Origin of the sequence: Limibacter armeniacum (assembly GCF_036880985.1) — a bacterium.
GTDB lineage: Bacteria > Bacteroidota > Bacteroidia > Cytophagales > Flammeovirgaceae > Limibacter > Limibacter armeniacum.
Window position 1 is genome coordinate 684,934 of record NZ_JBAJNO010000009.1, and the last position, 13,249, is coordinate 698,182.

The 13,249-nt window shown below is 39.6% G+C and carries 15 protein-coding genes; 8 read left to right on the forward strand and 7 right to left on the reverse strand.

From position 1 onward, the window contains the following. Nucleotides 1-233: 233 nt before the first annotated feature. The 3 genes from V6R21_RS20570 to V6R21_RS20580 form a co-directional block, all read right to left on the reverse strand. Nucleotides 234-1,928, reverse strand: coding sequence for a Na/Pi cotransporter family protein (locus tag V6R21_RS20570; protein ID WP_334245437.1), 1,695 nt, complete (start codon nt 1,926-1,928; stop codon nt 234-236). A 200-nt stretch (nt 1,929-2,128) separates the two neighbouring features. Further along, entirely contained in the window at nt 2,129-3,031 is a 903-nt protein-coding gene (locus V6R21_RS20575) for a histone deacetylase family protein (protein ID WP_334245438.1), read from the reverse strand. 23 nt (nt 3,032-3,054) lie between these two features. Beyond that, entirely contained in the window at nt 3,055-3,414 is a 360-nt protein-coding gene (locus tag V6R21_RS20580; protein WP_334245439.1) for a CoA-binding protein, read from the reverse strand. 372 nt (nt 3,415-3,786) lie between these two features. Here V6R21_RS20580 and V6R21_RS20585 point away from each other — a divergent pair, with 372 nt between their 5' ends. From V6R21_RS20585 to V6R21_RS20615, 7 genes are all read left to right on the forward strand, one after another. Next, nucleotides 3,787-4,566, forward strand: a complete 780-nt coding sequence (locus tag V6R21_RS20585; RefSeq protein WP_334245440.1) for a DUF4905 domain-containing protein — start codon at nt 3,787-3,789, stop codon at nt 4,564-4,566. Between the two features lie 111 nt (nt 4,567-4,677). Then, entirely contained in the window at nt 4,678-5,775 is a 1,098-nt protein-coding gene (locus V6R21_RS20590) for a LysM peptidoglycan-binding domain-containing protein (RefSeq protein ID WP_334245441.1), read from the forward strand. Between the two features lie 57 nt (nt 5,776-5,832). Further along, a complete protein-coding gene (locus V6R21_RS20595; protein WP_334245442.1) occupies nt 5,833-6,330 on the forward strand; it encodes an acetyl-CoA carboxylase biotin carboxyl carrier protein subunit in 498 nt (165 codons plus the stop codon). Nucleotides 6,331-6,509: 179 nt separating this feature from the next. Continuing rightward, entirely contained in the window at nt 6,510-7,109 is a 600-nt protein-coding gene (locus V6R21_RS20600) for a ribonuclease HII (RefSeq protein ID WP_334245443.1), read from the forward strand. 56 nt (nt 7,110-7,165) lie between these two features. Then, entirely contained in the window at nt 7,166-7,870 is a 705-nt protein-coding gene (locus V6R21_RS20605) for a hypothetical protein (RefSeq protein WP_334245444.1), read from the forward strand. Between the two features lie 37 nt (nt 7,871-7,907). Next, the gene (locus tag V6R21_RS20610; protein ID WP_334245445.1) at nt 7,908-8,873 is read left to right on the forward strand and encodes a Smr/MutS family protein; all 966 of its coding nucleotides are present in this window, start codon (nt 7,908-7,910) and stop codon (nt 8,871-8,873) included. Between the two features lie 58 nt (nt 8,874-8,931). Next, complete coding sequence (locus V6R21_RS20615) at nt 8,932-9,540, forward strand: hypothetical protein (RefSeq protein WP_334245446.1); 609 nt, start codon at nt 8,932-8,934, stop codon at nt 9,538-9,540. A gap of 54 nt (nt 9,541-9,594) precedes the next feature. Here V6R21_RS20615 and V6R21_RS20620 read toward each other — a convergent pair whose 3' ends face one another. Genes V6R21_RS20620 through V6R21_RS20635 form a run of 4 tightly spaced genes read right to left on the reverse strand, consistent with a single transcriptional unit; the run spans nt 9,595 to nt 11,782 of the window. After that, the gene (locus tag V6R21_RS20620) at nt 9,595-10,011 is read right to left on the reverse strand and encodes a cytochrome c maturation protein CcmE domain-containing protein (protein WP_334245447.1); all 417 of its coding nucleotides are present in this window, start codon (nt 10,009-10,011) and stop codon (nt 9,595-9,597) included. A gap of 50 nt (nt 10,012-10,061) precedes the next feature. Next, nucleotides 10,062-10,322 (reverse strand): CcmD family protein, encoded by a 261-nt coding sequence (locus V6R21_RS20625; protein WP_334245448.1) that lies wholly within the window; start codon nt 10,320-10,322, stop codon nt 10,062-10,064. A gap of 57 nt (nt 10,323-10,379) precedes the next feature. Continuing rightward, nucleotides 10,380-11,069: a cytochrome c biogenesis protein gene (locus tag V6R21_RS20630; protein ID WP_334245449.1), complete on the reverse strand. Its 690-nt coding sequence runs from the start codon at nt 11,067-11,069 to the stop codon at nt 10,380-10,382. Nucleotides 11,070-11,107: 38 nt separating this feature from the next. Continuing rightward, nucleotides 11,108-11,782, reverse strand: coding sequence for a heme exporter protein CcmB (locus V6R21_RS20635; protein ID WP_334245450.1), 675 nt, complete (start codon nt 11,780-11,782; stop codon nt 11,108-11,110). Nucleotides 11,783-12,237: 455 nt separating this feature from the next. Between V6R21_RS20635 and V6R21_RS20640 the strand changes: the two genes are divergently transcribed. Beyond that, nucleotides 12,238-13,107, forward strand: coding sequence for a hypothetical protein (locus V6R21_RS20640; RefSeq protein WP_334245451.1), 870 nt, complete (start codon nt 12,238-12,240; stop codon nt 13,105-13,107). The last annotated feature ends 142 nt before the right edge of the window (nt 13,108-13,249 follow it).

Consider the following 13,249-nt stretch of genomic DNA (forward strand, 5'->3'; position numbering starts at 1 on the left):
TTGATTCTATAAAATGATGAGTTAATAACTTCTTGAGACTCCCTAATAAGAGTTGAAAGTGTTATTTATTGGAACATCGACGTTGTTCAGTCATCGACCTTAATAGTAATATGCTAATCATGATAAAGTCTAATATGCAGACTAAAAGACAAATATCTCTTAAAAAGAAAAAGCTCCTGCATTCTCAAATGAACACAGGAGCTTTTGAATTTATATTATCTGATATATAGGAATTAATCCACTACACCAGCTACGCCTTCAGAAACATTCAGCATATGATCACCTACTCGCTCAATAGAGGAAATCAGGTCATTATAAGCTAACAGGTGAACCAGATCGTCCTTATCAGTAGTACGAGACATATTCACTTTACGAAGTTCTTTACGCTTCTTGTTAACACGCTTTTCAAGCTTCTTAGCCTCATCAAGGTCAGCCTTTCCATACTCACCAGCCAAGTTCTTGTTCATCAGCTCAAGTACTTCGTCAATCAGGCTGAAGTACTCTGACAACTCAGACTGTTGCTCAGGAGTCAACCAGATTTTTTCACCATAGCGTTTTTCCACCACAAAGCTCATACTCTTATAAATATCAGAGATTCGCTCAAGGTCATGCGAAATACGCATCAAGCTACGGATTTCAAGAGCTGCAATTTCAGACACACTACCAGACTCAGAGATTTTAAGCAGGTAATCAGATACCTCTACTTCTACTTCATCCAGATCATCCTCAATTTTTCTGATCTTTTCAATCAGCATTTTTCTTTCAGGCTTCTGCTCTTCATTCAGCATCAACATCTTCTTAGCCTTTCCAGACATATCAGTGATCTGCTCACCCAAACGAACCATTTCTTTCTTCACTTGAGTTAGTGCAGCTTCAGTAGTCAGTAATTCACCTGTATTGATGTAAACCAACTTAAACTTGTCATCCTCTCCTTCTTTTTCTGGCACCATCTTGATTACCACATTTCTGATCACCTTCACCAAGTTGATCATCAACATTACGTTGATCAGGTTGAATGAAGTGTGGAAGATTGAAAGACCAATGGCTACAGAACCTGTATTAACAAACGGTGAACCGTAGTCTGTATAGTTCAGCATAAAGTATTCAATTCCTCTCAGGAACCAAGGGAACACTGCGATCATCCATAGCACACCAAATACGTTGAAGATAAAGTGTGCACGTGAAGCTCTTTTAGCGGCAGTATTACCTACTAGCGAGGCCAAGTTTGCCGTAATGGTAGTACCAATGTTCTCACCCAAAACCATGGCTGCTGCCACTTCAAATGGAATGATACCTTGGTTACAAAGCACTAATGTAAGTGCCATTGCCGCACTTGATGACTGCACTACAACCGTGATCAGCGTACCGATCATGACAAATAGCATTGTCGAAAGAATACCGTAATCCGTCAGCTGCTCCAAGAAAACAAGCTGGTCCGCAGAAAGCGTCGGAACTGAATCTTTCAAGGCTGCAAGTCCCATGAAAAGAAGGGCAAACCCTACTAATACTTCCCCCCATTGCTTAGTTTTCTTGTTAGAGAAAAACATCATTGGCAAACCAAAAGCAATGATTGGAAGCGCCAGTTTTGACATTTTCACCTTAAAACCAAGAATGGAAATGATCCAAGCCGTTACAGTAGTACCGATGTTTGCACCCATGATAACACCAATCGACTGCTCAAGTGTGAGCAGGGAGGCATTCACAAAGCTCACAAGCATTACGGTAGTAGCTGAAGATGACTGGATGATAGTGGTAATTAAAAATCCAGTAAAAACGCCAGCCCACTTATTGGAGGTCATCGCAGCCAGAATCTGTTTCATCTTGTCTCCTGCCACGTTTTGGATGCCTTCACTCATAATCTTCATGCCATAGATGAAGAAGCCCAGTGAGCCTACCAATTTTAATACTTCAAATAATCCGAATTCCATGCTTAACATTCAGAATGAGACCCTTTGAGAGGATACTCTGATTTTGAAATTTGTTTTTGTTGGTTTAGTACAATTTTATAGTGGTATTGTACAGTCAATATTTATCGAAGCTACAAATAACCCACTATTTCATAGATATTTCTAATAGACTAAAAATTATTAACATATTGTTAACAATTATACATGAATATTCAGTCACACTAAGCATAAATACTTTCTGCCAATTTGAAAGTATTGGCATGTGCATTGACGATATCACGTATCTGTGCTGAATAACCTCCACCCATACTTACACAAACAGGAATCCCTCTTTTGTGACAAGCTTCAAGTACCAACCTATCACGTTCCTTACATCCCTGAATTGTCATCGCCAACCTTCCTAACTTATCCGTATGCAACACATCGACTCCAGACTGAAAAAATACGATTTCAGGTTTCTGAGTATCCAATAATTCATTGAGGTGATGCGCCAGTAAATCAAGATAAGGTTGGTCTGTTGTCCCATCAGGCAAGCCTATGTCCAGGTCAGACATTTCCTTACGTAATGGAAAATTATGGGCGCCGTGCATGCTGAATGTGTACACCTTGTCATTCCCCTGAAAAATACTGGCAGTACCATTACCTTGGTGCACATCCAAGTCCACAACCAACACTTGGTTGATTCCTCTGTGATTGATCAGGTAATTCGCAGCCATGGCTATATCATTCAGTAGACAAAATCCTTCACCACAATCAGCAAAAGCATGATGCGTTCCACCTGCAATATTCATTGCCACACCATATTCCATTGCAAACTCTGCACACATAATGGATCCCTGATTGATGACCATTTCCCTATGAACCAGTTCATCAGAAAGAGGAAAACCAATACGACGTACCTCTTTCCTATCTAAGGAAAGTTTTTTCAATCGATCCCAGTATATGGCATCGTGTGTCTCAAGAATATAGCGTTCGTCCACAGGGTGAGGCTCAAAAAGGTGCTTTTCAGTAATAATGCCTTCATACATTAGCTGCTCTACCAGCAACTCATACTTCAGCATAGGAAAGCGGTGCCCTTCTGGCAGTTCGTGGACATATACAGGTGAATAGGCTATCTTCAGCACAAGTCTTCGATTTTAGCCAAACATTAGTAGGTTCCCACTGACAACATAACCAGTGTACACCCTTCTACTACTTCAACCCCTTGCGCTTGTGCCCTTTGCTCCAGTTCAGGATTTTCTGTACCTGGATTGAAAATGATTCTTTCAGGATTTAACCCTAAAATGTAATCATACCATTCAGGCTGATGCTGCGGTCCCACGTATAAAGTCACAGTATGAACATCATCGTGAGTCCCCATCTCATTGAGGATTTGTTGACCAGCAACCTCTCCCTTTTTGATACCAACAGGCACAATTTCATGGCCATGCTCTGTCAGCTTATGAGCAGCTCGGTAAGCATATCTTTCAGGGTTTGGAGTCGCACCCAGAATTAGTGTCTTCTTCATATTCTGTCCTTCAATAGTTATTCTGGCTTTGCTAGCCGATCGCAAAAATAAACAAGTCTTACAGCCTTACAATAGGGCATGGAAATTCTTCCTATATGGAAACTAATAGGCTCAAAAGTTGTTTGAATGCCCGCTGAATCAGATCCCCAATGATTATTTGAATATTTCACAGTGCATCAATAGGATCGTGGAGACACCTCTCCTTCTTCCAAATATCTTGAAAGGTGTTTTTCTGCTGTTTATGTTTGAAAATATTCAAAGTAGCCCCATTATCTACTGCTCTCTAAAACATTTTCTATTTTTGACAGTCTAACTATAACATTTGCAATTTGAAACCAATACAGAGACCTGTCTCAGTATAACCATATTAATATGTCACCTACAATTCAGTACCAGCAACCTGACAGTCTGATCTGGCAACTGCTTTACGACAAGCATTCGGATATTCTTGTGGCTGAACTAAGAAATGAGACTAATAGGGAAGTCAGTTATACAGCATTGAAACTAAATGAAGCCTCGATATTATGGGAGGGTATGCAACCTGAAGAAACCTGGTGGGTAGGTGCGGCAGCTGCTATCAGAGACACTCTTTTTCTATATGAATATGATGAAGAGTCCCAGCTACCAACAATCAAAAGCACTTCCGCATATTCTTTGAATACAGGTCAGCCATTATGGACAAAAGAAGGCTATGCTTTTGAATATCCCACCAGCAATGGGGTTGTTGTCAGGTCTAATTCAGAACAAAAGGTACTTGACTTTCAAACAGGAAAAGAACTTACTGATCAACCTGAAACCTTGTCCCCTACTCAGCAATATATGCCCGAAGAGCCAACCTGTTACCAGCAGGACAATGAACACTTCCAAACACTAGAAAGGTTTCTACTCCAAAAGGCTCAAGCAGCGCCATATCAGGCAGTCTGGTATCATGAGCTAGATAATTGCTTGGTTTTGGCATTCAGTGAAAGAACTGAAGAAGCTGTCAGGTTGCGCCTTATGGTTTTCAGTCTGAATGGTGAGTTACTGTATCAAGATACACTGGACGAAGCAACCAAAGAAGTAGCCTCATCACCGTTTATTACTATTGACAATCATCTGATTTATATCAAAAACAAACAAAAGCTTATTTGCTTACCGTTAAAAGGAATATAAATTAGGTAAGAAATTCATATTGATATGGCGCAATGGTTGTAAACAGTTCACAATATGCTTAATATTCCACGATCAGGAATACAACCTAGATAAAAACGAACCAATTAACTTATGATGGCAGATTTAAATTCAATCATAAAGACCCTTCTTAGTTTCTTGCTATTCTTCACATTTGCTTTTGGGGCTAACGCACAAGCAACTAAGCATGATGCTCAAGAGGTACGAACGCATCAAGTGGAACAAGGCGAAACACTCTCTTCCATTTCGAGACTGTATAAAATCTCGCTAAAGGATTTGATGGAAGCTAACAACAAAGTCGACTCCTATATAAGGATTGGTGAGTGCCTGACAATTCCAGCTCCTAAAACAGCTCAACAGCCTACTGTATTGATAGGAAGTATGTACAGAAAAACAGCTGAACCTACTAATACAGACAAGCCTGCAAATGGCAAGGAACAACAATACCATGTCGTAAAAGAAGGAGAAAACTTCTACCAGATTTCAAAGCAGTATAATATTTCTCCTGAGGAACTGAAAACCTCCAATAATCTTACAACAGACATTGTATTGCCAGGACAACGTCTAATCATTAAATCTACTTCGGCTAGTACTCAGAAAACCGAAACAGCTCAAGCAGTTGACGCTCCAATAAAGCATGTGGTTACTTACAATGAGCAATTGGATGACATTCTTCGAAAGTTCAAAATCAGTGAAGAGCAGCTTAGAGCATGGAACCAAATGGCTCCAAATGCCAAGATATTTCCTACGCAGGTACTGATAGTTGGTTATGAGTCATTACAGGGCAACAATATTTACCAACAGGCGGCTTTGCCTAATGATGCAAATACCGCCCATCAACAAACAGCCAATCCTGATGTGTACAACAAGACGGTTGCAGACTTGAACGCTACAGAAGCCAAAGAAAATGGCATTCTTATTCCTCATGCCGAGAGTGGAAAAGGATTGGTTGTTGAAATTCCCAACAGTCCGATGTCAAAGGCTATTGCACTCTATAAACCTGAAACTGTAGGTTCATTTATCAAGGTTATCAACCCAACAAATGGTAAGTATACAGCGGTCAGAGTGGTTGGTGCTTTACCTGAGCATGAACGAACCAATGGGGTGATTATCAAACTTTCTAAACCTGTTTGTGAATCATTAGGTTTGAGCGGACAAGAATTCAATATTAAAACAGAATACAATAAATAATATCAACGGAGTATCTGAATACTTTATCACTAACCAGACACAACACAACTTTTTATTATGACCGAGATTACAACAAACGACAGAACGTATAAAGTCGAGCAGGACAAAGAGAACTTACAGATCAATGGCAATAAAGCCAACCTGGATATCAAACAACTTCGCGCCGGCAGCTTCAGTGTTATCAGTAACAATAAAAATTATCAGATTGAAGTAATTGAAGCCAACTACACCACTAAACAGTTTACGCTGAAGGTAAATGGAAAGAGGTTTGAGTTAAAAGCGCAAAGTGAGTTGGATAAGTTACTCGAAAAACTGGGAATGGACACGCAAGCAGCCACACTGGTTAAAGATCTGAAAGCTCCAATGCCAGGACTTATTCTGGCTATTCAAACAGAGGAAGGACAACAAGTAAATGAAGGTGACACCCTTTTGATACTAGAAGCCATGAAAATGGAAAATGTCATTAAATCTCCTCGAGAAGGTGTTATCAAGTCGATCAAAGCCAAAACTGGTGAAAATGTGGAGAAAAATCAGTTACTGATCACATTTGAATAATCAATCAGATAAACATTGTACGGACAGAACACTCACAATACGAGCTTCTGTCCGTGCAATTATTTATGACAAAAATCCTTCAAATACACTCCCTCTTCCCCTATCTTTGTTTGCATACACCACTTCTTCATAGAAGCTGTCAATAATATTTTTAGAGTTATATTAAATCAAAATACTGAATGCTTTTATCTTCTTTTGGATCTGGAAAAATTGAGTGTGGGTTAGATGAAGCTGGCAGAGGGTGCCTAGCAGGCCCGGTAGTAGCAGCTGGTGTTATCCTGCCTGATGGGTATCAGAATGAGATGCTCAATGATTCAAAAAAGCTTAGCGCCAAAAAAAGGGAACTGCTAAGAGGTGTTATTGAAAAGGATGCCTTGGCTTATTTTGTAGCTGAAGTTTCTCATCAGGAAATTGACAAAATCAACATTCTCAATGCTTCATTTCTGGCAATGCATCGTTGTATTGACCAAATGGAAATAAAGCCAGAGCTTCTACTGATTGATGGCAATAGGTTTAACCCTTATCAGGGAATTACACACGAGTGTATCATCAAGGGAGACGGTAAATATGCGAGCATAGCTGCGGCTTCTGTCTTGGCTAAAACCTACCGTGATGAATTGATGACCAATTTGGCTAAAACCTATCCCCACTATGGCTGGGAGAAAAATGCTGGTTACCCGACCAAGGCACATAGAGATGCAATAAGAGTACATGGATCAACTCCTTTTCATCGCAACTCTTTTAAGCTTTTGCCTGAGCAAACCAGCTTACCGTTCTGACAAAAAAGACAAATCAAGTAACGTCAACTGATTGTTGACCTAAAATAGCCGCAGCCATGACCTCCAATACATATTACCGCAAAGGTTATCTTGTTTTAATGGTGTTGATACTATCACTTGCTTTCAATCACTGTTCGCCTCCTCAACCCAATGGAGACCTTTACATTCAAGTATTGGATGAAGATGCTAATAAAGTAACTGAGGCTGTTGTGACACTTTATTCAAGCTTTGAAGATTACCAGAATCAAACCAATCCGCTTTCAACCAAGTTTACTGATGAGGATGGTTTTGCTGTATTCCTGCAACTTGAGGGAGGAAATTATTTCTTTTCTGTCAATAATGGCAGCAGCAATAATCAGGATGGCAAAAATGAAACATTTGTAGTAGAAACAGAGATTGGTTTCAGGAATGAGGAGATTGTGATTATCAGCCAAAGTCTTTCCAGCCTTTTGGCTACACCTGAAGGTAAGCTTTGGAAAGTCAATGAAAACTTCGAGGACAACGATTGCTTACTGGATAACACAAAAATATTTTACAGTAATTTTACTTTTGTAGAAAGTGCTGGAGCCAACCTTTGTGACAACGGCCTTGACTCCGAATTGACAGGCCGCTGGGATATTGTTGGAAACAGTACAATCATATTGCTGACTGATACCATCACTCAGGAAAATAACGCATTGATCATCGCTAACATATCTGACACTAGTCTTGTAGTGATTGAAAATAATGTAGTACTGCTCTACAAAGCGATATTGGAATAAACATTAGACAGGTTTTTAAAATAGAGATTTACAGAAGATGAATATTGGAGATAAAGTAAGAAGCGTAAGTGGAAGTGAAGAAGGTATTGTAGTACGTTTCATTACAGAAAGAGAAGTTGAGGTTGAAATCGAAGACGGTTTCAGAATCCCCTTCATGAAATCCGAATTGGTAATCGTTTCAAAAGAAGAAGCAAGAAACTTTGGAGGCGATGACCAAGTAGTTACAGAGAAAAAAGGCAGTGCAAAAGAGATTAAGATACCTGTTTACTCTGAAAAAGGCTTGTTCTTGGCATTTACTCACGTCAATGACAAGATTCTGGACTTACACTTGATCAATAACACTGACTTAACCATACCAGTATTGTTGGGTGAAGAAAGTAAAAAAGGATACCACGGTATTTACGTTGGTGGTCTTAATGCAAGAACCCACACAAGAATTCACCAGATGAATCTTGACCAGTTTGAAAGCTGGCCATCACTGATTTTCCAAGCACTGTTCTTCAAAGCTGGTTTGAGCATCCCAAGGGAGCCATTAGTAAGAAAACTACGCTTTAGAGCTGAGTCTTTCATGAAAAGCAAGAAGGAAATTCCTATGCTGGCAGTTGACGGTTACCTGTTCCAACTAGATGTGGAAGATCTAGACAAGATTGACCCAGATCAACTGAAAAGTGGTTTAATGGAGAACAAATCATCTGAAGGTAAAGGAGCTGTTGAAATGCCTGCAAAACCTAAAAATGAGGTTGATTTACACGCAGAAGCTTTAGGCTTGGACCCTGAAATGGGCAGTAACCTGATCAGCTTGCAAATCCTTCACTTTGAAAAGGAACTGGAAGCCGCCATCGCCAACGGAATGGATGAAATCACTTTTATACATGGGATCGGTTCAGGAAAACTGAAACTGGAAATCCAGAAACGACTTTCCAAAAACCACCATGTGGAGTACTATAAAGATGCTAAAAAGGAGAAGTTTGGCTACGGTGCAACCTATGTCAAACTAATCTGATAGACTTAAACTAAATCCCAAACCCTCTCCTCTTCAGGTGAGGGTTTAACTTTGAACTATGAAACTTGGTATAGGAATTTTTTTAGTGCTGCTTGCCACTTTTTTGTATGGCATTGGAAAACCAAAACTTCTAAAAGAGCACAATATGGCTGAAATAGCCGCCGTAACAGAAGGAATGAAAGAAGGTTCTACCATCTTTCTTCATGGTGAAGTCAGTAATGACAATAAGCCTCTCAAAGAAACACTTGTTATTGGTAGCAAAGACCACTTCACTGGATTTGGCAAGTACAATGGTTTCAAATCTGTAGAGCAATACTTACAGCCTGTCAAACTAAACGCATATGGAGACAGTGTCACATTGCTTTTTGAAGAAGTGCCTTATAGAGGACCTGAGGTAACACATATCTTGCTTGAGGAAAAAACCAGTAGTGACAAACCTGTACAGCTAAAAGGGATTACAAATGGCACTCAGATCAATATTCTAGGCAAAGTAAAGAATGAGTCACCTTTAACTGTAGAAGTGTTATACAGCTTCACAGGCCCCGAAGACACCTATCTGCTGTTCTTACAGGAAGGCAACCAACTAATGAACTATATCTGTATTGGACTATTCGTGTTAGGAGCCTTTTTTCTAGCGTGGCATTACAAAAGCAGAAAAAGTCATTAATAAAAACGCCCTGTATTCATTACAGGGCGTTTTTATATATCAGAGTACCTGACACTACAGTTTAGTCTCTTCATATTTAGAAGGACACTTCATCAGGATTTCAGAAGCCACAAACTCACCTCCTTGCTTGGATGCTCTACCTATAACCACCACTTTCTCTGATTTCTCAAAATCTTTCATTGATGCAGGAGGGTTATAACAAACCACTTTATGCACCTCATTATTATTATCAACCAGGTTAAAAGCCAAGTAGTTAGGATCTAGGCTTGGGTTGTACTGAATACCCACAACTTCATGTGTTTCATTTTTAGTCAGCTCACCAACCACGTGTACTTTTGAATCATTGCCATCACTAGCTAAAGCAAAAGCTTCCTGAAAGCTAACGTATTGGCTAGCATCTCCAGCAGTTGAAACAACAATACCGATCATAGCGGCAATTACAACAAGCCCGATAATATGTGTCTTTTTCATATTGGATTATAAATTGAAGTTGAACCAAAGGAGGTTCTGAAATAATTGATTCAGTCTTGATACATTTTCTCGATCTTACTCACCTTTCGGTCAATCGATACAAGGTAATAGATCATACCTCCAAGCACAGTAGCCAATACAGCCACTACAATGTAGATCTTACCATTTTCACGCATCACATCAGCCATCTCTACCTTTTCATTGGTATAATCCGCTTCGGTAATCTGTTGCTTTTCTTGAGCCAAAGCTGCATCCATTCCTGTAAAAGCCAGCATTACAGCAAGCATAAAGGCATAAACGAGTTTTTTCATTTCACTAGATATTTTGAAGGACTTGTGTCCAATTAACTTTCCTCAAATATTTTAAGTTCAGGCATTGCCCAATTGCATAGCATCTTCTTTTTCCTCCAGCTTATGAATCGCCTTACGCAATCTCACCCTTACAGATGACATCCATACACCAAGCAATGTCCAGCCAATTACTGCAGGATAGAATACCAATCTCAGTTGCGAATCCATATCATAGGCATTGAAACCTGGGTTTCCGCCATTACCAGGGTGCAATGAGTCAGTAAGCCTTGGCAATACAAATATCAGCACAATAAAGATGACAAAAGCAAAAATATTGTAAATAGAACTGATACGTGCACGCTGCTGCTCATCGTTAAATGCACCTCTCAACAGGAAGTAAGCAAAGTACATCATCATACCAATGGCAGACATATTCTGCTTCGGATCACCACTCCAATAAGACCCCCAAGTGAATTTTGCCCAAATCATACCTGTGATCAGGCCAAGTACACCAAACAGCACTCCTGTACTGGCATACTCAGAAGCAGCTACATCATGCTCCCAATTTGAACTGTTCAGGTATTTTACCGAATAGACTACAGAGGTGAGTAAGAGTAACACCATTCCAAACCACATTGGGACATGGAAATAAAGGTTACGAACTGTCTCATTGAGGATATCCAGTCTGGGTACTTCCAGCATCAGACCGCCAACTACTGTATAAAACAGCAAGAATACGGTCAGGACTTTCCACCAATTATTTTTCATGGCTTATTATTTATAGTAATGATAATTCTGCTTGTTTATCAGCTTCGCCAAAGATACGGAAACAGTATATATGAAACTGTTACCACAATCACATCAATGGCAAAAATAGTCAAAACCTCGTCATAACTTAAGTTTCGGGCCAATCCGTCCATGGCATTTTTGGATACCTTGATAAGCATAAGGATCATGGGAAGGATGACTGGAAACCCCAACACGGCCATTAGTGTACTGCTGTTGGTCGACTTGGAGGAAATACCGGATACCATTGTCAGTGTAGAGGCAAATCCTACCGCACCCAGCAACAGGTTCAGAATGAACAACGGCAAGTCAATGACTGGGCTGCCCATCACAAAAGTATAAATCAGGAATCCTACCATAGATATCAGTGACATCAGGATAGTATTGTATATAATCTTGGATAGGATTATTGCTTGAGGACTAACGAGGGAATAATAGAAATAGAAACGCCCGCCTCTCTCCTGTGAGAAACTCTTGGAGATACCATGAATCGCAGCAAAAAGCTGAATAATCCAAAACAAGGTATTCCACGTAACCGGGTTCAACTCTACTCTCCGCTGGTTAAAACTGAGGTAACAGACAAAGATCGTACTGAAGGTATAAAGCAAAATACCGTTGAAAGCTGAACGCTCTCTCCACTCCAGAACAAACTCTTTTCTGACCAGTGCCAATATTTCTTTTGATAGTCTTGCCATATTTTGGTCGCAAAAATACAGAAAAAACTGAAAGAAGTACAATTGAGAGTGGGCACAAACAGTTATATAAGAATTAGAATATAGATTTATTGGCGTTGTACAACATATAACTCAATTTTCGTTTATGTTAATATTAGTTATATGAAAATAACGTACAGTATTTTTCTCATTTCTTAAATTGATTTTCATTGAAAAATACGCGTGTGTCGCTTGTTAGTGCTTCTTGGATTTCTCTAAGCACAAAACGATTTGTATATTCCTTATTAAGGATGCAAATTGCACAAAATTTGGATGTTTAGTTCTATTTGTTCAACGAATAATATAATACTGTATCTTGTATCTTGTATTTAGTTGTAGCGCAGTCTGATTTTCTGCCTTTTTTCACGAAAAACTAATACTCTTTGGCGTACATCTACCACTCTTAAAGATCAAGTGCTTTCAAAAATCACTACTTAATGAGCATTTTACTTAGATATACATTTATCGTATGCTTTTGCTCAGGAACGCTACTGACAGGTTGCAAACCTTATGTTTGTCCTGCCTATCAGAGCGCTTTTTTGGTTTCTACCGAAGACAGCAGGGTACATTTCATGTACTTTGAGCTGGATTCAATGCCAAAGGAAACTCCCTTAATAGCATCAAGAAGTAAAGAGTGGAATGGGTTACTGTCCGAACGAGGTACCTTTTTAAGCAAAAAGCTGGGTACCGAAAAGAAAAGAAGATTCAGTAATTACCCCAATATTATTTACTCGATTCCACAGCGACCTTCGCTGGAAAAACTAAAAGAGGTTGAACTTATTGAAGAAGAAAACCCAATACTTAGCGAAGCGGATCTCAGTAATGCCAACAATATAAATTCAGATACTGTAATTGTAGGTGCTGAGATTGAAGAAGGCGGCGGTTTTGATGACGCAGAGGAGCAGAAGACACCTCCATCCAGATATGATCAGCATTTTTATGACTTACTGTTTGGACATTTACAGGAAGACAACAATGCCGCCAACGATAGCACCAATGTGGATGGCGAGTTAGCAGCCACATCTCCTGACTCTGTAATGGTACAGCGCAAATGGTGGCAGTTCTGGAAGCCTAAAACCTATCAGATAGCCAAGGACAGTACAAATATGCTGACAGACGAAACGTCCCAAAGTGACAGTACATTGGTGGAAGAAGAGGAGATACAGCCTGTAGAAGAAAAGAAAGGTTTCTTCAAACGTCTCTTTGGAAAGAAAAAAGGAGACGGCAACGGTGCTTCTGAGGATGATAAAATCAGGATCGATAAACCTATCAGAGAAGAACGGGATGAAGAAATAGAGGAATGGTAGCTGTGTGCTCCTTCACGTCTTAAAATATAGTTTTTGAGAAATGGTTGAATAGTCCACTTGATTATTCAACCATTTTTGTTTTAATCGCAGCTACAAAACCTGAAGCAACCTTTGCTTGTTTCATTGAAAAAGTAACTTTGCA